Origin of the sequence: Ralstonia sp. Ralssp110 (assembly GCF_047325135.1) — a bacterium.
In the GTDB taxonomy this organism is placed as follows: domain Bacteria; phylum Pseudomonadota; class Gammaproteobacteria; order Burkholderiales; family Burkholderiaceae; genus Ralstonia; species Ralstonia mojiangensis.
In genome coordinates this window covers 820,485-838,575 of the sequence record NZ_CP168610.1, presented here as the reverse complement: position 1 = coordinate 838,575, position 18,091 = coordinate 820,485, and the positions used below count along the sequence as shown (strand labels likewise).

Sequence of the window (18,091 nt, the reverse complement as noted above, 5' to 3'; positions counted from 1 at the left end):
CTATCCAAAGGCGCGCAGCAGTCCGAACAACGTCAGGGCCAGCGCGCACGCCCACCCGGAAAACAGCACGCGCCAGACCTTGTTGCGCGGAACAAACCCCACACCGCGCACCAGCCCCGCGCTCATCGCCCAGAACAGCAGCACGGCAAGACCGTGGTCGGCATGCCCGTCGCGATTGGCGAGGATGTACGGATACACCGTGCCCACCGCCATCACGAGCAACCCGGCTGCCAGGCTGGCGGCGTGGATGCGCGGCTTGTCGGTGGTGCTCACGTTGGCTGTGCTCACTCGCGGTCCGAGTTCGGATTGTTCGCGTTGGCGGCGCGGTCGTCGCTCACCTCACCCCACATTGCGTTGAGCACCGCCAGCAGCACAGCAAAGCCGACACCCAGGACCCAACTGAAGTACCACATGGATTTGCTCTCCTGTGCGGCGGTTAGTAAGCCGAGTGCTCGTTGGCGCGGATGTGTTCGACCGTCACCTTGCCGCGCATCACGCGGTAGCACCAGCTTGTGTAGGCGATGACGATGGGCGTGAAGATGATCGCCGCCCAGAACATCAGGCCCAGCGTGAAGTGGCTGGAAACGCTGTCCCACACCGTGAGGCTGGCGCCGGGCATGCTGGACGAAGGCAGCACGAACGGGAACATCGATGCCCCGGCCGTGGTGATGATGCCCGCCAGCCCCAGCGACGACAGCACAAACGCAGTAAGCGTGCGCCCCGCCCGCGACAGCACGACGGCCAGCAGCGGGCCAATCACGCCAATTGCCGGCAACGCCCACAGCAACGGCTGCTTCTGATAGTTGCGCCACCATGCGTCAGCCGTGCGCGCGACGGTCTTGGCCATCGGGTTGGCAAGCCCCGCGGGGTCGATAGCCGACGTGATGACGTAGCCTTCGATGCTGCCGGCGTGCAACCATGCGCCGGCCGCAATAAACGCCACCACCGCGACGATGGCTGCGCCAGTGGCAGCACTGGTGGCGCGTTGTTGGACAACGCCCTCCGTCCGGTGGGCGAGATAGATGCCGCCATGCATGGTGATCATCGCGCTCGACACCACGCCCGTCAGGATGGCAAACGGATTCAGCAGTTGCCAGAACGTGCCGGTGTACGTCACCACCATGAAGTTGTCGAAGTGAAACGGCACGCCCTGCAGCAGGTTGCCGAACGCCACGCCAAAGATGAGCGGCGGCACCGCGCCCCCGATGAAGAGGCCCACGTCCCACACTTTGCGCCACGTGGCGTTATGGATCTTGCTCCGGTAGTCAAACCCGACCGGCCGGAAAAACAACGCCCACAGCACCGCCAGCATCGCCCAGTAGAACCCGCTGAACGCGGTGGCGTATACCAGCGGCCACGCGGCAAAGATGGCGCCACCGCCCGTGATAAACCAGACTTGGTTGCCGTCCCAGTGCGGGCCGATGGTGTTGATCATCACGCGGCGCTCGTCGTCCGTCTTGCCGACAAAGGGCAGCAGCGTGCCGACGCCCATGTCGTGTCCGTCCATGATGGCAAAGCCGATCAGCAATACGCCGATGAGCAGCCACCAGATGACCTTGAGGGTTGGGTAGTCGAACATGGCGTTCTCCTCAGGCGTGGGCGGCTTCGAAATCGTAGCGGCCAGTGCCAAGGCTGCCCGGCCCCTGGCGAGCGAACCGGATCATCAGGTACATCTCAACGATCAGCAGCAACGTGTAGAAACCGATGAAGCCCGCGAGCGACCCATACAGGCTGGCCTCGCTCAACGTCGACACACTCAGATGCGTGGGCAGCACGCCGTAGATGGTCCACGGCTGACGCCCGTACTCCGCCACCACCCAACCCAGCTCGATGGCGATCCATGGGGCGGGCAGCATCCACAGCGCCCAGCGCAGCAGCCATGCCGGTGCCCTGCGCTGCGGCCGCAACGTGCTCCAGAACGACAGGCCAAACAGCGCCAGCATCAGGAAGCCCAGCCCAACCATCACGCGGAAGCCCCAGAACATCGGCCATACGCGCGGCACGGTATCGTCGACAGCCTTGTTGATCATTTCGGGCGTGGCTTGCCGCACATCGCTCACGTACTTCTTGAGCAACAGGCCAAAGCCCAAGTCTTGCTGATGGATCTGCAGGGTCTGGAGCGCCGCCGCATCGCCGGGGTGCTGGCGCACCGTTTCCAGCGCGGCCACGGCCTCGATACCGCTCATGATTCGGCCGCGATTGCGCGCCTTGATCTCGTGGATGCCCGGAATCTGCTTGGACACCGAGCGCGTGCCGATCAGCCCCATCACCCACGGAATCTCGACCGCCCAGTCGTTCTTCTGCTCGCGCTGGTTGATCGACGCAATCACGTTGAAGCTGGCCGGCGCGGGCTCGGTCTCCCACATGGCCTCGATGGCGGCCATCTTGGTTTGCTGCGCTTCGCCCACGGTGTAGCCGGACTCATCGCCCAGCACGATCACGGAGCACACGCTGGCCAGGCCGAACGCAGCCGCCACGCGAAAGCTGCGCCGCGCGAATTCCACATCGCGGCCGCGCAGCAAGTACCAGCTCGAAATCGACAGCACGAACATCGCGCCCGTCACGTAACCCGCCGACACGGTATGCACGAACTTGGCCTGCGCGATCGGGTTGAAGACCACGGCCCAGAAGTCATGCATCTCCATGCGCATGGTCTGCCAGTTGAATTCGGCGCCGACCGGGTTCTGCATCCAGCCGTTGGCGATCAGGATCCACAACGCGGAAAGATTGGTGCCGATCGCCATCAGCGTCGTTACCAACAAGTGCTGCGTCTTGGAAAGGCGATCCCACCCGAAGAAGAACAGGCCGATAAAGGTGGATTCCAGAAAGAACGCCATCAGCCCTTCGATGGCCAGCGGCGCACCAAAGACGTCGCCCACGTAGTGCGAGTAGTACGCCCAGTTGGTGCCGAACTGGAATTCGAGCGTGATGCCCGTCGTCACGCCCAGCGCAAAGTTGATGCCGAACAGCTTGCCCCAGAAGCGCGTCATGTCTTTCCAGATGACCTTGTTGGTCATCACGTAGACGCTTTCCATGATGACCAGCAGCCAGACCATGCCCAGCGTGAGCGGCACGAACAGGAAGTGGTACATCGCCGTGGCTGCGAACTGCAGCCGGGACAGATCGACGAGATGTTCGGAAATCACGGTTGTCCTCCCTGCACTGCTGACGGTGTCACGATCAGGCGATCAGCGGCCCGCTCGGCATCGACCGGCACCCGGTGATCTCGCACGAATACCCACCACAGCGCGCTCAGCACCACCAGCTTGATGGCGACGACGATGAGCAGATGGCGGACGAGTCGGCGGTCGTTGGGGCTCACGGGCGGACGAGACTTGGCGCGCGTCGGTGCCACTTGCAGGGGGTCCCGGCCAGTGGCACAGAAAGTCACATGTGATCCAGTCTAGTCATGGATGGAAGGGGTGACAAACCATTTCTGAGGGGAGTTGTGAGGTATCGGGCGCTTGAGCGGGCCGCCGTCGACGGCGTTTTTCGTGACGTTTTGCCACGGAGGCCGCTAGCCCTCTCGTGCGTGAACACCTCCGGCGCAACGCTGGAAGAACTGAAACGCAACGCGCAGGAAGCCGTCGAGCCGATGCATGAAGACGGCGATCAAGATGTTCGTGCACTCGCCCACGACGTCAATTCGCTATGCAGGATGTTCAGCGAGGACGACAGCGGATGCTGGCTGTTCGTCAACATTGACCTCACCAGGATCGGATCGAAGGCCGTGCGCCTGAACATCAGCCTGCCTGACCGGCTTGTGCTGCAGATCAATGCGGCCGTCAGCGACAGGTGACGTCCACCCGTCGGCAACCTCTAGTGCTGCGGCTTCTTCATGGCCTCGGATTCTCTCGCGGCGTTCAGTTCTTCGCTGGCCTCAATCGGATCCATTGCCTCATCAATCGAGGAGGCCGCACGTTCTATTTCGCCTCGCTCTTCGGCCAGGAATTCATCCGACTCCTCCAGCTCGCCGGGAGGAGGCTCCAGCATATCGTCCAGCATGGCACCCAACTCGGGCGTGTCCCATGGCTCGCCTCGGTGCATCTTTTGCTTTATGTAATGACGAATCTCAGCATCTTGTTCGGGAGTCAATGGAAGCCCGCGAAAAGTGCTCTTGGGGTCGGTCTCGGGCATGATGTTTCTCCCGTACTGAGTAGATTTTTTAGTGTACGCCGGGCTTTGCGGGAGTGCTCGGCGACGTTGCCGGGCCAACAGGAAACCGAGAGACCAGTCATCCAACAGGGCACACCGGGCGGCATTGGCGCCGGTCGTCAGCAAATTCTGATTTATAGTTTCGCCCCTGCTCAGACGAAGCGGCCATCGGTACACTCTGCGCCATCGCTTTCAGTGCCATAGGGAAAGCGATCGAGGTGTGGAAACCTCGTGCGTAACGGGTGAGAACCGAGCATAGGTTCTTGCCCTCGATTGCTATGGCTTGGCTTCGTCTCCCTCCTGGGGCGAGCCAGGCATGAGCGGCTTCGGCCGCGCCGACTGTTACGCATCGGTTTTCCACCTTGCCTGTGCTCGCCCACCCCTCTCCCATGGGTTGGGCGCGGTTCCGTTCATCACATGAAGAGGAATGCCGTGACCCGCTCGATCTCCCAATCCGTCGATTCCCCGGCTGGCAATTCGCTCGCCAAATATCAGAAAGGTGTTGGCGCTGCGCGTGAATTTTTGCGTGCCCTGTCCGCGCGCGCCGCAGCCCCCAAGCATTCCGCAACCAGCACGACGGACTCGCCAGAACACCCCGAGCAACCCCGCTGATTCATGGGCGAGGCCCAGCGCATGGGCCCCGGCGCCCTTGTTGCAGCATCGGCGTTGGGGCTTGCTGGGGCTCGCCCGCCCTTTTTGCGAGTACGAACCGGTCAAGACTGCGAGCATCTGCAGATGGTCGGCTGCGCTTGAAACAAAAAACCCCGGCGAGCCGAAGCTGCCGGGATTTTTCCACATCCACGGCGGGGTGCCGCGAGCGACATGCATCGATCATTCTCGCTGAATCGCCCGTAAAACTCCGCCCTGCTACGGCTGCCAAATACGGGGACCCAGGGCAGTTGAGCTACCGCCCCAGATCCTTAGCCGACACGCCCGCAATGCCCCAGTTCTCCTTTGGCACGTCATGGATCCATACCCGGACGTTCTCCTTCGGAGCGCCGGTCGCCTCGACAAGGGCGGTCGTAACCTTGTCGATTACGGCGCGCTTCTGCTCGGTGGTGCGACCTTCGATCATGTAGATCTGTGCAAACGGCATGGCTTCCTCCTTGGTATGTGCAATGGCCGGCGATAGTCAGGCCGCCTGCGCTGCCAGGATGCCGCGCTGACGAGCCATGGTGAGTGCCGTGTCCTCGATCATGTCTTCCTGACCGCCCACCATGCCGCGCCGGCCCAGTTCGACCAGCAGATCACGCGCCGGTACACCGTATTTCTTTTCTGCACGTTTGGCGAACAGCAGGAAGCTGCCGTACACACCGGCATAGCCGAGCGTGAGCGCATCGCGGTCGATGCGGATGGGGAAATCCATGATGGGCACCACAAGGTCTTCAGCCACGTCCTGAATCTTCCAAACATCCACGCCGGTCTTGATGCCCATGCGGTCGCACACCGCCACCAGCACCTCCATTGGCGTATTGCCTGCACCGGCTCCCAGCCCCGCTGCAGCCGCATCGATGCGCGTGGCACCGCATTCGATCGCGGTAATGGAGTTGGCGATGCCCATGGCCAGGTTGTGGTGGCCATGGAAACCCAGTTCGGTCTCAGGCTCGAGCGCGTCGCGCACGGCAGCAAGGCGCGCCTTCACGTCATCGGGCAGCATGTAGCCGGCTGAGTCGGTGATGTAGATGCAGTTGGCGCCGTAGCTCTCCATCAGCTTGGCTTGCTTGACCAAGCCTTCGGGACTGTTCATATGCGCCATCATCAGAAAGCCGACGGTGTCCATATCGAGCTTGCGCGCGTAGCTGATGTGCTGCTCCGAGACGTCGGCCTCAGTGCAGTGCGTGGCCACGCGAATCGTATGCACGCCGAGTTCACGCGCCATTTTGAGATGGTCAACCGTGCCAATACCGGGCAGCAGCAGCGCCGACACCTTGGCTTGCTTCATGAGCGGGATGACTGCACCCAGGTACTCCTCGTCGCTGTGCGCGGGAAAGCCGTAGTTGAGCGATGAGCCGCCCAGACCGTCGCCGTGGGTGACTTCAATCAGGGGAACTCCGGCGGCGTCCAGCCCCTGCGCAATGGAGCGCATCTGCTCAAGCGTCATCAGGTGGCGCTTGGGATGCATGCCGTCGCGCAACGTCATGTCATGAACGGTAATGCTCTTGCCTTGCAGCGTAGTCATGTGAGGCTCCTCGTCAGGCGGTTTCAGTGGCGGGGGCGGCCGAGGTGGCGCGCAGGGTCAGTTCACCCTTGAGGATCTCCTCGGCGAACATCTCGGCAGTGCGCGCGGCAGCGGCGGTCATGATGTCGAGGTTGCCGGCGTACTTGGGCAGGTAATCGCCTAGGCCCTCGACCTCCAGGAACACGCTCACGCGGTTACCGTCGAACACCGGGCCGTTGACGAGCTTGTAGCCCGGCACGTACTTCTGTACCTCTTTGATCATCGCGTGGATCGACGCGGTGATGGCCGCCTGATCCGGCTCAGTTTCCGTCAGGCAATGCACGGTATCGCGCATGATCAGCGGTGGCTCGGCGGGGTTGATGACGATGATGGCCTTGCCCTTCTTCGCTCCACCCACGCGCTCGACCGCACCGGCCGTGGTGCGCGTGAATTCGTCGATGTTCTTGCGGGTGCCCGGCCCCACCGACCGGCTCGACACCGTAGCAACGATCTCGCCATACGCCACGGGTTGCACGCGGCTGACGGCCGCCACCATCGGGATGGTGGCCTGCCCGCCGCAGGTCACCATGTTGACGTTCATCTCGGCGCGACCGAGGTGCTCTTTCAGGTTAACCGGCGGCACGCAATACGGGCCAATGGCCGCAGGTGTGAGGTCAATCATCAACACGCCCAGCGCATTGAGCTTACGGGAGTTCTCCGCATGCACATAGGCGCTGGTGGCGTCAAAGGCAATCTGCACGCCGTCGGCCAGCACGTGCGGAAGCAGGCCGTCGACACCGTCTGCCGTGGTCTTGATGCCCATCTCGCGGGCACGCTTGAGCCCGTCGGATTCCGGGTCGATGCCCACCATCCACACAGGTTCCAGCACGGGGCTGCGCTGCAGTTTGGCCAGCAGATCGGTGCCAATGTTGCCGGGGCCGATCAGGGCGCATTTGATCTTTTGAGTCATGGTCGCGGTCTCCAATACGCAATGTTCAACTTGGCATTCAATTCACGAAGCGCATCGACACGTTGCCCAGATCCTGGAAACGCACGCATACGCTGTCGCCTGCTGCCACCGCAATCGCCTCGGTCACGCCGCCGGTCATGATGAAGGTGCCAGCCGGGATCTCCTGGCCTCGTGCGCCGAGGTGGTTGGCCATCATGGCCACGGCGGCCGCCGGGTGGCCAAGCACGGCAGCGCCCGCCGCCATGGCGACAGCGCGGCCATTCTTCTCCAGCACCACGCCCAGGGTGCGCAGGTCCAGCTCCTCCAGACTGCGGGAACGGCCACCGACCACGAAACGCGCGGCCGACGTGTTATCGGCAATCACGCTCTTGAGGTCAAACTTGAAATCGCGGTACCGGCTGTCAATGATCTCGACAGCCGGGATCACGAAGTCGATTGCCGCCAGCACATTGCCGACATGGCAGCCCGGACCACGCAGCGCAGCCTTTGTGACGATGCAGATCTCGGCTTCCACCTTGGGATGGATCAGCTCCGACATGCGAATTTCACTGCCCTCCGCACGGGCCATGTCCTCGCTCACGAAGCCGAAGACCGGCGTTTCAACGCCCATTTGCTTCATCTTCGCGAAGGAGGTCAGCCCCGCCTTCAAGCCGACGATCTTCAGCCCGCGCGCTTCCTTGCGCCGACGGATCTCGTCCTGGATGTCGTAGGCATCGGCCCAGTCCATGTCGGGGTATTCGTCGGTGATCTTGGTGATGTCGCGTACGTGCAGCTGCGCGGATTCCACATGCGCAGCCAGCGCTTCAATGGTTTGGCGATTCAGTGCCATGGTGTGTGTCTCCTCGATGCTCGATTGGGCGTCAGATGAAGCGCACCGAGGTGCTACCGAGGCCGCCCACGCTGCAGTGAAGGCTGTCACCCGGCTTGACCGGCACGAGCGGCGATTGCGAACCCGACAAGATCACATCGCCGGCCTTGAGCGCGATGCCAAGTCGGCCCAGCGTATTCGCCAGCCACGCCACAGCGTTCACAGGCGAGCCCTGGACGGAGGCACCGCACGAGGTGCTCACGATCTCGCCGTTCTTCTCCAGCACCATGCCGGCCAGCGCCAGATCAAGATCGCGCGGGCTGCGGCGCGTGCCGCCCAGCGTGAAGACGCCGCACGAGGCGTTGTCGGCCACGGTGTCCTGGATCTTGATCTTCCAGTCGCGGATGCGCGAATCGACGATCTCGAAACATGGCATCACGCAGTCGGTCGCGCGCAGCACGTCGGCCGCCGTCACGCCGGGGCCGCAAAGGTCCCGTGAGAGCACGAAGGCCACCTCGGCCTCTGCCTTCGGCGCGATCATCTTGCCGGTGTCGACCGGCTCGCCCTCGTTGAAAACCATGCCCGAGAGCAGATGGCCGAAGTCGGGCTGGTTCACGCCAAGCATGTCCATCACGATCTGGCTGGTCACGCCGATCTTCTTGCCGATCACGGTTTCGCCGGCTTCGATGCGGCGGCTGATCATGCGCAGCTGGATCTGGTAGGCGTCGTCGATGGTGATGCCGGGTTGGCGGTCGGTCAGCGGCTCGACCGGCGTGCGCGAGCGCAACGATTCGTAGAGCGCATCGCCGTAGTGTTGGATCTTGAGAGCGTCCATGGGAAGGTCTGCGTAAGAGAGTGGTTCAGGTGGCTGCGCCAGCATCGGCTTCGGCCAGGAAGTTGTTCACGAGCTGGGCAAAACGGGCGCTGTGTTCGATCTGTGTCCAGTGCCCGCAGTGGCCGAAGACATGCAGCTGGCTATTGGGAATCCAGTCAGCCAGCGTGAGCGAGTTCGATAGCGGGATCACCTGATCCTCCCGCCCGTGCAGCACCAGTGTTTCGTGCGGCAGCGCGCGGATGTCGGCTTCGGCGCTCGCCATGGCATCCACCCAGCGCTGCCTGGGCGCCGGGAACATGGCGGCATAGGACTCCTGCACACCCGGCACGATGGTGGCCTCGTAGCGCAGTTGCGCCAGTTCGTCGGTCACACGGCCGCGGTCGTAGGCAAACACGTCGAGCAGACCGCGCATGGCCGCCAGCGATGGTGTGTAGCCCCACACCGCATCGAGCGCCGGCGTGATGGCAAACGGCACACCCACCGCGCCCATCAGCACCAGCCGCCGCACACGCTCGGGCGCCCGGATCGCCAGCGCCAGTGACAATCCGCCGCCAAAGGAATTGCCAACCAGATCGACCTGCGGCAATCCAAGGGCATCCAGCAGGTCGATGGCTTGCTGAACCCAAACGTCCATGTTGTAGACCTGCCCCGCGGGCCGGTCGCTCAGGCCGAAGCCCAGCATGTCGGGCGCAATGACGCGGCGCTGCCGGGCCAGCGCAGGCATGACCGGCCGCCAGTTGACCCATGCGCTCACACCCGGGCCTGACCCGTGTATGAGCAGCACCGGTGCGCCCTGCCCGACATCGTGCACGTAGGTCTGTACGGCACCGGTGCGGACGTAGCGGGCATCCGCGCCTTCAAGGTTGATCGTGCTCATAGCTTCACCATCACGTTGCGCAGCTCGGTATAGAACTCCAGCGAATGCACGCCGCCTTCGCGGCCGATGCCGGATGCCTTGGCGCCGCCGAATGCGGTGCGCAGGTCGCGCAGGAACCAGCTGTTGATCCAGCACAGTCCCACCTCAACGGCGCGCGCCATGCGGTGGGCCGTGCCCAGGTTTTGCGTCCACACCGTGGTGGCCAGGCCGTAGTCCGTGGCGTTCGCAAGCGCGATGGCTTCTTCCTCGGTGTCGAACGGGGCAATGTGGCAGCAGGGACCGAAGATCTCTTCGCGAATCACGCGGGCGCTTTCCGGCAGCCCGGTCCAGATGGTCGGCTGTACCCAATGGCCCTCGGCCAGCGCGGCGGGCATGTCCGGCGCACCGCCTCCGGTGATCACAGTTGCGCCCTCCTCCTGGGCCAGTGCGTAGTAGGACATGACCTTGGCCTTGTGCTCGGCGGAGATCAACGGGCCCAGACCCACCCCCGGCTCACCCGATGGCCCGATCTTCAATGCCTCAGCCTTCTCCTTCAGTGCTTGCACAAACTTGTCGAAGATCGGCCGTTGAACGTAGACGCGCTCGGTGCCCAGGCAGACCTGCCCGCAGTTCTCGAACGCACTGCGCGTGATGCCGGCCACGGCCTTGTCGAAATCGGCATCCGCGAAAACGATGCCCGCGTTCTTGCCGCCCAGTTCGAAGCTCACCGGTCGCACGCCTTTGGCAGCCGCGGTCATGATGGCCTCTCCGGTGCGCGTCTCACCGGTGAAGGTGATGCCGTTGACCCCCGGATGTCGCGTGAGGAACTCTCCGGCAGAGCCCGGCCCGAAGCCGTGCACGACGTTGTAGACGCCCTTGGGGATACCCACGTGCGCCATGACCTCACCCAGCAGCGTGGCCGTGGCTGGCGTCTCTTCCGAGGGCTTGACGATGACGGTGTTGCCGCAAGCCAGCGCGGGCCCCACCTTCCACGTCATCAGTAGCAGCGGCAAGTTCCAAGGGCACACCACAGCCACCACACCCAGCGGCGAACGCAGCGCATAGCTGACGGCAGTACCGCCGTCGGGCGTAGCCATCTCGAAACTCTCGGTCGGCACGTTCTTCACGATGTCGGCAAACACCTTGAAGTTGGCCGCGCCGCGCGGAATGTCGATGTGCGCGGCCAAGCTGCGCGGCTTACCTGTGTCAGCCAGTTCGGCTTCAAGGAAATCGTCAAAACGCCGATTGATCTCGTCTGCCACCGCATGCAGCAACTCGACGCGCTTGACCACGGTCATCCGGCCCCAGTCGCCTTGCAACGCGGCTCGCGCAGCAGCGACGGCGGCATCCACCTCTGCCTGACCAGCCTCGTGAACCAGGCCGATCACGCTGTTATCCACCGGCGCGCGGTTCTCGAACGTCTTGTGGGTGGCGACGAACTCGCCATTGATGAAATTGAGGAATTGCTTCACGGTTGGATTCCCGAAACAGACGATTCTTCTTTTGGTTGAGGAGAGACCTTCTTCACAGGCCGATCGCGCGTAGCCCTGCGCGGGCACACGCTTCGTCCTGCTCCGCCGAGCCGCCAGACACGCCAATGCCACCGATGCGCTGGCCCGCGTTGATGATCGGCAGGCCACCGCCAAACATCACCAGTCGCGGGCGCTCGGCCAGCCCCAGGCGCAGCATTTCATCGCCGGCCAGCAAGTCGCCCCACTGCGCGGTGGGAAAGCCGAAGCTGGCCGCCGTATAAGCCTTGTCGATGGCAATGTCGATCGAGTGCAGAAACGCGCCCGACATGCGCGCAAAAGCCACGAGCGTGCCGCCGCCATCGACCACGGCCACGTTGATGCACAGCCCCTGTGCCTGCGCCGACTCCACCGCCGCCGCAACGGCAGCCTGGGCCGCGGGGAGCGTGATCTGGCTGCGTACCTCGCTGAGGAAGGTGGCGTCGTGTGCAGTACATGTGGACATGGCAAGACGGGACGTGGAAATGGCGGTTCAGGCGGCTCGGCAAACAGGCTCGGACAGATCAGGTGTAGACATCGGTGAACGACGGCACCGCTTCACCCGTGTGGTAGAAGATGCCGGTCCACAGCTTGTCTTCGCTCCACGTGGTGACGGGACGGTCTGGCTGCGCGAGGTAGCCCAGTCCAGCGAACGTCTCGTTGCGGTTGCCGCTGGGGTCGAAGAAGTAAATCGTCTCCCCGCGCGTGATGCCGTGGCGCGTAGGTGCCACGTCGATCTTGGTCTGGTTCTTGGCCATGACGTCTGCAGCCTTGAGCACGTCGTGCCATGAATCCAGGAAGAAGGCGATGTGGTGCAGGCCACTGCGCGGACCACCGACGAACGCGATGTCGTGCGGCGTGGTGCTGCGGGCCAGCCATGCGGCAGCCTGTACGGCGCCGCCCGGGCCGACGACGACCTGCTCCGTCAGGAAGAAGCCCAGCACCTCCTGCATGAACCGCGTGTTTTCGGCAACCGTGTTGATGCCAGCTTCCGGATTCAGCTCGCACATCAGCAGGGCATGATCCAGCCAATGCACGCCAGCGCCCTTGAGGTTGTCCGGCCACGGGTCGGGGTTGAGACTGCCCACCTCGGTGCCGACCACCTCTTTCATCGCATAGAGCCGCATCTCGTGGCCGCTTGGCAGATTGAACTGCAGCATGCGGCCAGTAGCAGGCAGCGTCCCCTCTGGCAGCATCACCGTCTTGAGACCCCACGCTTCAATCTTCCCCTGCAGCTCGTCGAGGTCGGCGTCTTTCTCGACCTTGTAGGCGAGATGGTTCAGGCCTGCCTGGTCCGACGGCGTGAGGATGAGCGAGTATTTGTCCCACTCGTCCCAGCACTTGAAGTAGACGTTGCCGGCGTTGTCCTGCATCGTCACCTTCAGGCCGAGCACGTTTTCGTAGTGCCGAACGGCGGCGGCCATGTCCATCACCTTTAGGCTGGCATGCCCGATTCGTAGAACACCCATGCTTGTCTCCTGGTTGATCAAACTCACTGCGGTTTCTTGTCGGACTGCGCCCCCGCAGATGCGGCGAAGCCTCTGGAAAACGGTTTTTCAAATCTGCCCAGCACAGCCAGCCGGACGGCGGTCAGCGGTGCTTCACGGCAGGCCAGCGTCACGCCCTGCGCTTCTTCGTCTGCGCTGACGTGGGCACGGCTGAGCGGCCCCAGGCGCACGGTGCTGCCTTCAAGCACGCGCACCTTGCACACCCCGCAGCCGCCATTGACACAGCCCACGGGAATGCCCTTGCGCCCGAGGCGCAACATGCCCGTCAGCAAGCTCTCGGTGGTGGCGCATGGGTAGTGCTCCTGGGTCTGTTCCACGCACACGTCCACCTTGGGTCGGGTATCCAGCATTGCGTGGCCCTCCTTTCAAACCCGCTTGAACAGCGGGCTGCGCTGCGCGTTGGCATCGGCTGCGGAGAGGAACTTCTCGGTGTAGATGTCATCCTCGAACAGCCGGCCCTGCATGAGCGCACCGATGGCAGCCTCGACCATCGGCGGCGGCCCGCACAGATACGCCTTGTGCCCTGAGAACTGTCCGTTGAAATGCACCTTGGCAGCGTCGTGGGCAAAGCCGCGCGCACCGTCCCAGGCGCTCCCCTCGGCTTCGTTCGACAGCACCGGCACGTAGTGAAAGTTCGGGTGGCGATTGGCCAGCGCAACAAACTCCTCGTGGCCGTACAGCTCTTCACGACTGCGTTGTCCGTTGACCAGCGTGATGGGCAACGTGCAGCCCTGTTCCAGCAGATCAAGGATCATCGACCGCGGGCTGGACAGACCCGAACCACCTGCGACGAACAGCATCGGCTTGGCCGCTGACTGCCGCACGAAGAACCGGCCGTAAGGACCTGTCACGTGCAGCGTGTCGCCCGCGCCAACTTGCTCGTGCAGCACACCGGTTCCGGCGCCGCCGGGGACGCGGCGCACCTGCAACTCGATCTCGCCCGTGCTTGCCACATTGCTGGGCGAATTGGCGATCGAGAAGGCACGCCGTTGACCGAGCCCTGGAATCTCCACCATCACGTACTGGCCAGCCTGGAAGTCGATCGGCTGATCGAGCTTCAGGCGCAGCCCCTTGATGGTGGGCGTGAGGGCTTCAACGCGCGTGACCGTCGCCACAAAATCCCGCACGGGAATGACACGCGCGTCCGGCTCGTCGTCCACATCGGCTTCGATGCAAACGTCGCTCAGCGCGGTGGCGCAACACGCCAGCGTCTTCCCCTCTTCACGCTCGATGTCCATGAGCGCGAAGGGATTGGCTGGGCCGTGGTCCACCTCGCCGTGCGTGACCTGCACCTTGCACGTACCGCACAGTCCGTGGCCGCACGCATGCGGGATGTACACCCCCGAGCGCAACGCGGCGTCGAGCAGGGTCTGGCCCTCGGCCACGTCCAGCGTGGCGCCAATGGGCTCGATGGTGAGTTGATTACACATGGCTTAACTGCAGGAACCGTTGATGCCGGTGAGGCCCGGCGTACGAAAACGGATCACGTCCTTGTGGCCCAGCCCGTTACCGGCCAACGACTTGGCCGAATCGGGCGTCCAGGGCTGGCCGGACTTGAACCACTGCACAGCGCTCCAGTCGATGCGTTCAAAGTCGGGGTGCTCGGCATACAGCCCGGGCAGCACCTGTGTCACCACCGCGCCGAATGGCATCTCCGCCGGCAGTGGCAGGCAGAACGGTGCGCTGAACATCAGGTGGTCTTCCCACCCGATGTAGAGCAGCGGCGCAGGAAAGTTCTCGCGCACGTCCTTCATCGGAAACTTGTAGGGCGCGGCTTTCGGATTGGTCACGACGCTCATGCTGTTTCTCCCGTCCAGGCGGCGAAGTTCTTCTGGTCTTCCGAGCCTTCGAAGTCGAAGTTGTCACGTCCGATGTTCATCTCGTAGTACTTGAGCACCGCCATCAACGGGTCGAACCCTTCGGCGGTCGGGTCTGTGCCCTCAGGGAAGCAATGACCCTGGTAGACCTGGTGCACAGGCAGCCAGCTCTGCACATACTTCTCGGGTTCGTCGTCGAAGATGTGTTTGCAGTGGTCCGAGCAGAAGTGATACTTGTTGCCGAAGTAGTCGCTCTCGCGATAGGCGATCTTGGTGGCGTCGCCCGGCTCGGTGAAGAACATCGGCACCTGGCAGGTCGTGCACAGCATCGGCAACGTCTTGTTGTAGAAGCGCCGTCCTTCCTCGGCCCGCTCGCGCCAGAATTCAAAGCGCGGGCGATAGAGCTTGTCGAAGGAGTCCGGATACTTCTGCGCGAGCCACTGCATCTCGTCCTCGTTCGGAATCCACGTGTGGAACGGTGCGGCCGCGCCGTAGTTGTAGAACGTGGCCCACGCCTGGTGGCTGATGTGGTCCTTGCCTTCGCACGCGTCCTTCCAGCCCGCCGGCTCGCGAATGCCATAGCGCGCCAGGTCCTTGAAGAGCGCGCCGCCGTTGCCCTCGGCGTACATCTCCCAGGCCTCCTTCCAGCTCATCACGCGCTTGGGCAGCATGTAGTCCTGCATCATCGCGACGATGGTCAGCAGCCGGTAGCCGCGCCAGAACCACTTGTCGATCCAGCGCTGAACGATGGGCACGTTGTCGGGATCCTGCTCCAGCATGAACTTGATGCATTCGATGCCCAGCGTCATGTGCCGCGACTCATCGGACTGCGCAGAGAAGCCGAAGGTGACGGTGCTCATGTCGCCGTTGTGCGCGGCGCCGGACATGAACGGCACGAACAACAGGTTGGTCAGCACGTATTCGAACGAGAAGCTGACCGCCGTCAGGAACTCGAACGGACCGGCCGTGCACGCATCTTCGAAGAACGACTTCGGCACCGACAGGTACCAGACACGGTCGAACCAGTGGTTCGGGCTGTGCATGCCGTTGAAGTATTTGTTGTAGTGCGAGATCGCATGCGTCTCGGTCTGGTAGTGGCGCAGTTCGTCGATGGACTGCATCTGCGCAGCCACGCGCGCACCTTCGCCCGTGAACTGACGGCCCACGTGGGCAAACCCACGGTGCGCGTTGTATTCCAGTGGCGTGACGCCCTGGATGAACAGCTTGAGCGCGTTGACGTAGCGCGCATCGCTGATGCCGAGCTGACCGTTGTTCTGCGCAAAAGCCTCAATCACGGCGTAGAGCTTCTTCTCCTTCTCGCCCTGATACTTCCAGTACGCATCCATGGTCAGGCGGAACGGGTCTTGCCACTTGTCCCAGTCGTGGATCTTGATCCCCTCGTAGGTGTCGTACGGAAAGACCTTGTCCATCGGCTGATAGGTCGTTTCCCAGCCCAGGCCGCGCGTCATGGCGGCGTAGCGCTCTTTCAGGCCAAGCTTCTTCTTGGCAACACGGGTGTCCATAGGGTGTCTCCTCTCGTATGTGTAGGTGTGCGAGGTCTTTCGTGTTCAGTGCTGCCAGCTCAGCGTCAACTGATCGTCGTCTTCGTCGATGTGGCCCGAGAGCGTGACGAGGTTGACGTGCAGTTGCTGAAGGTCGAAGGGCCGGCCTGTCTGCTCTTCGATGGTCTCGCGGCGGATGGTCAGGCGCCCTGGGGCGTCGATCTTGACCAGGCCAGTCGGGTAGGTGACGACGGCCTCCGGGTTGTCGGTCACGATGGCCTCGATCACAGGGCGCGACTCCTCGTTGGCCTGGAAGGCAATAAAGACTTGAGACATGGGTTTCCTCTGCAAGCAATCGGAAGACGTGGAGTTCAGAGCGACAAGCCAAGCTTGGCCGCACGAGCGTCAAGGGCGGCACGCACTTCGCCCAGTGCCGCAGCGCCGTGCTCGCCCAAGGCCATCTCGGCCACGGGTGCCAGCGCGGCCTGTGCACGGTCGGCCCACTGCGCGAACCATTGCGAGAGCAAAGCGCGGTTGCCAGCGGCTTCGGGCTCCGATGCGCTCGCCATGGTCTTGATGACCGCGTCGATCCAGCGCGCGGTTTCGTCGTGCCACTCGGGCATGAAGCTCGTCAGAATGGCCACGGCCGTACCGCCTTGCAGAGCGAGGTGGTCATCGACAAAGTGCCCACAGATGAGCGGATACAGCAGCCCGTCCAGTGCAAGGTTCTGGGCCACGAACAGCTCGACCGGGTCCTGCACCACGAAGCTGTCTTCCACGTAGCGGCGCAAGCCTTGCCAACGGGGGTCCTCCAGCCAGGCCCGCTTGCCGGCATCGAGCACGGCAGGCTCGTCCAGTGCCAGGGCCAGACGGGTAATCAGCTGTGCAATCCCGAGATCGTCCATGGCGTGGAACATCGCGGGCGCGGTGAAGGCCGTGCCGTAGCCATACGCGCAGATCGACGCGTTGTTCATGTTGGCGCCCCACGCCACGTGGCGCAGCGGCAGCAGCACCTGCAGCGCGCGGTCGCGCAGCGCATCACCCATCGCAGATGCCAGCCCGCGCGACTCGACAAACTGGAAGTTCGCTTCCACCGCTTCCTGTTGACGCGCGCGGGTCATGGTCCAGGTGGCGTAATAGAACTGGCGCGGATCTTTGAGCGCCTGCCAGTCAGCCAAGTGAATGCGGCTGCGGCTCGGGTCGTACAACTCGTGCGCGGGGTCCCACGTCGGGCGATAGTGAAAGTTCGCCATGGACTGCGCGCCGTAAGTCGCTTCCTGGTAGCGCGTGGCTGCCTTGCCTTCGCCGATGAGGCGGGCAACGTGGGCGAAGGTCTGCCGCAGCGGTGTGATTTCGCGGGCCTGCAAGTCGATGTTCATGCGGGTTGTCTCCTGGGTGTTTTATGGGGTGTGGCGGTGGACGGTCTGCGCCGTCTCAGGAATCCAGCCTCGTCACCTGGTGGCGCTGACAGAACGCGGTGAAGGCCGGCTCGGGCAGCAGCAAGTCGACACTCAGCTCGGGCCAGCCGATGGCGAACTCGAAGCTCACCAGCCCATCGTCGCGTCGCTCAATACGACTCACGTATTTGCGCGTGAGATCGACGATGGGCATCTCGTCGGATGACAGGTTGATTTGCGTGGTCATGGGCATATCCGCTGTTGAGGTCGGGATTGCCACCGACGCTGAGCTGTCGCCGGTGACGGCTCCTCTTTTGCAGAAGCTGTGCCAGCTGGGCGGAGCTTCTTCAAAAATCTCGATATTTCAAGGGAAAACCCCAACAACGAGACAGCCTTTATGCGGTGTCATGCACGCAAAACACGGGGCAATGGCAGCGAATTTCGCTTGATCAGGCAGGCGAATTGATCATTTGATCGAGCCACTCGGGGCGGTTTTCATCAAATCGTCGAGCCCGGCCGTGGCCTTACAGGCTTGGAATAACCGGAAAACAGGCGGACGACAGGCTCATTGCGGGCC

The 18,091-nt window shown here is 63.1% G+C and carries 24 protein-coding genes; 1 reads left to right on the top strand and 23 read right to left on the bottom strand.

The features are described from left to right. The 5 genes from ACEN9T_RS12675 to cydP are packed head-to-tail and all read right to left on the bottom strand — an operon-like array spanning position 1 to position 3,322. Positions 1–273, bottom strand: a complete 273-nt coding sequence (locus tag ACEN9T_RS12675; RefSeq protein ID WP_413707878.1) for a cyd operon YbgE family protein — start codon at positions 271–273, stop codon at positions 1–3. A gap of 11 nt (positions 274–284) precedes the next feature. Continuing rightward, entirely contained in the window at positions 285–413 is a 129-nt protein-coding gene (cydX, locus tag ACEN9T_RS12670; protein WP_092972760.1) for a cytochrome bd-I oxidase subunit CydX, read from the bottom strand. Positions 414–436: 23 nt separating this feature from the next. Further along, positions 437–1,579, bottom strand: a complete 1,143-nt coding sequence (gene cydB / locus ACEN9T_RS12665; protein ID WP_092972758.1) for a cytochrome d ubiquinol oxidase subunit II — start codon at positions 1,577–1,579, stop codon at positions 437–439. A gap of 10 nt (positions 1,580–1,589) precedes the next feature. After that, positions 1,590–3,146, bottom strand: a complete 1,557-nt coding sequence (locus ACEN9T_RS12660; protein WP_413707877.1) for a cytochrome ubiquinol oxidase subunit I — start codon at positions 3,144–3,146, stop codon at positions 1,590–1,592. Beyond that, entirely contained in the window at positions 3,143–3,322 is a 180-nt protein-coding gene (cydP, locus tag ACEN9T_RS12655; protein ID WP_413707876.1) for a cytochrome oxidase putative small subunit CydP, read from the bottom strand. The genes ACEN9T_RS12660 and cydP overlap by 4 nt, the downstream gene beginning before the upstream one ends. Positions 3,323–3,532: 210 nt before the next feature. Here cydP and ACEN9T_RS12650 point away from each other — a divergent pair, with 210 nt between their 5' ends. Continuing rightward, positions 3,533–3,799: a type II toxin-antitoxin system HicB family antitoxin gene (locus ACEN9T_RS12650; protein WP_175537143.1), complete on the top strand. Its 267-nt coding sequence runs from the start codon at positions 3,533–3,535 to the stop codon at positions 3,797–3,799. A 20-nt stretch (positions 3,800–3,819) separates the two neighbouring features. Here the strand turns inward: ACEN9T_RS12650 and ACEN9T_RS12645 are convergent, their stop codons facing one another. The 18 genes from ACEN9T_RS12645 to ACEN9T_RS12560 form a co-directional block, all read right to left on the bottom strand. Continuing rightward, positions 3,820–4,137 (bottom strand): hypothetical protein, encoded by a 318-nt coding sequence (locus ACEN9T_RS12645; RefSeq protein WP_092972749.1) that lies wholly within the window; start codon positions 4,135–4,137, stop codon positions 3,820–3,822. A 360-nt stretch (positions 4,138–4,497) separates the two neighbouring features. After that, on the bottom strand, positions 4,498–4,983 hold the full coding sequence (locus ACEN9T_RS12640; protein WP_413707875.1) for a hypothetical protein: 486 nt from the start codon (positions 4,981–4,983) through the stop codon (positions 4,498–4,500). Positions 4,984–5,059: 76 nt separating this feature from the next. After that, on the bottom strand, positions 5,060–5,251 hold the full coding sequence (locus tag ACEN9T_RS12635; RefSeq protein ID WP_092972745.1) for a 2-hydroxymuconate tautomerase: 192 nt from the start codon (positions 5,249–5,251) through the stop codon (positions 5,060–5,062). A 36-nt stretch (positions 5,252–5,287) separates the two neighbouring features. Further along, positions 5,288–6,334: a 4-hydroxy-2-oxovalerate aldolase gene (gene dmpG / locus ACEN9T_RS12630; RefSeq protein WP_092972742.1), complete on the bottom strand. Its 1,047-nt coding sequence runs from the start codon at positions 6,332–6,334 to the stop codon at positions 5,288–5,290. A gap of 13 nt (positions 6,335–6,347) precedes the next feature. Next, a complete protein-coding gene (locus tag ACEN9T_RS12625) occupies positions 6,348–7,283 on the bottom strand; it encodes an acetaldehyde dehydrogenase (acetylating) (protein ID WP_045202776.1) in 936 nt (311 codons plus the stop codon). Between the two features lie 37 nt (positions 7,284–7,320). After that, on the bottom strand, positions 7,321–8,112 hold the full coding sequence (dmpH, locus tag ACEN9T_RS12620) for a 2-oxo-3-hexenedioate decarboxylase (RefSeq protein ID WP_413707874.1): 792 nt from the start codon (positions 8,110–8,112) through the stop codon (positions 7,321–7,323). 31 nt (positions 8,113–8,143) lie between these two features. Next, a complete protein-coding gene (gene dmpE / locus ACEN9T_RS12615; protein WP_413707873.1) occupies positions 8,144–8,926 on the bottom strand; it encodes a 2-oxopent-4-enoate hydratase in 783 nt (260 codons plus the stop codon). A gap of 25 nt (positions 8,927–8,951) precedes the next feature. Further along, complete coding sequence (locus tag ACEN9T_RS12610; RefSeq protein ID WP_413707872.1) at positions 8,952–9,803, bottom strand: alpha/beta fold hydrolase; 852 nt, start codon at positions 9,801–9,803, stop codon at positions 8,952–8,954. Beyond that, complete coding sequence (locus ACEN9T_RS12605) at positions 9,800–11,254, bottom strand: 2-hydroxymuconic semialdehyde dehydrogenase (RefSeq protein ID WP_092972734.1); 1,455 nt, start codon at positions 11,252–11,254, stop codon at positions 9,800–9,802. The genes ACEN9T_RS12610 and ACEN9T_RS12605 overlap by 4 nt, the downstream gene beginning before the upstream one ends. A 52-nt stretch (positions 11,255–11,306) precedes the next feature. Continuing rightward, positions 11,307–11,756, bottom strand: coding sequence for a GlcG/HbpS family heme-binding protein (locus tag ACEN9T_RS12600; protein ID WP_092972732.1), 450 nt, complete (start codon positions 11,754–11,756; stop codon positions 11,307–11,309). A gap of 58 nt (positions 11,757–11,814) precedes the next feature. Then, on the bottom strand, positions 11,815–12,759 hold the full coding sequence (locus ACEN9T_RS12595; protein WP_092972730.1) for a catechol 2,3-dioxygenase: 945 nt from the start codon (positions 12,757–12,759) through the stop codon (positions 11,815–11,817). Between the two features lie 23 nt (positions 12,760–12,782). Then, a complete protein-coding gene (locus ACEN9T_RS12590; RefSeq protein ID WP_045202769.1) occupies positions 12,783–13,148 on the bottom strand; it encodes a 2Fe-2S iron-sulfur cluster-binding protein in 366 nt (121 codons plus the stop codon). Between the two features lie 15 nt (positions 13,149–13,163). Further along, positions 13,164–14,228, bottom strand: coding sequence for a phenol 2-monooxygenase domain-containing protein (locus ACEN9T_RS12585; RefSeq protein WP_325654260.1), 1,065 nt, complete (start codon positions 14,226–14,228; stop codon positions 13,164–13,166). A gap of 3 nt (positions 14,229–14,231) precedes the next feature. Beyond that, positions 14,232–14,597, bottom strand: a complete 366-nt coding sequence (locus tag ACEN9T_RS12580; protein ID WP_413707871.1) for a phenol hydroxylase subunit P4 — start codon at positions 14,595–14,597, stop codon at positions 14,232–14,234. After that, the gene (locus ACEN9T_RS12575; protein WP_092972724.1) at positions 14,594–16,138 is read right to left on the bottom strand and encodes an aromatic/alkene/methane monooxygenase hydroxylase/oxygenase subunit alpha; all 1,545 of its coding nucleotides are present in this window, start codon (positions 16,136–16,138) and stop codon (positions 14,594–14,596) included. Before ACEN9T_RS12575 ends, ACEN9T_RS12580 begins: the two co-directional genes overlap by 4 nt. A gap of 45 nt (positions 16,139–16,183) precedes the next feature. Continuing rightward, positions 16,184–16,453 (bottom strand): MmoB/DmpM family protein, encoded by a 270-nt coding sequence (locus tag ACEN9T_RS12570; protein WP_012430589.1) that lies wholly within the window; start codon positions 16,451–16,453, stop codon positions 16,184–16,186. A gap of 35 nt (positions 16,454–16,488) precedes the next feature. Further along, positions 16,489–17,496 carry an aromatic/alkene monooxygenase hydroxylase subunit beta gene (locus tag ACEN9T_RS12565; RefSeq protein ID WP_413707870.1) on the bottom strand — a complete coding sequence of 336 codons (1,008 nt, stop codon included), beginning with the start codon at positions 17,494–17,496 and terminating at the stop codon, positions 16,489–16,491. A 55-nt stretch (positions 17,497–17,551) separates the two neighbouring features. Continuing rightward, entirely contained in the window at positions 17,552–17,761 is a 210-nt protein-coding gene (locus tag ACEN9T_RS12560) for a phenol hydroxylase subunit (protein WP_045202764.1), read from the bottom strand. Positions 17,762–18,091: the final 330 nt, after the last annotated feature.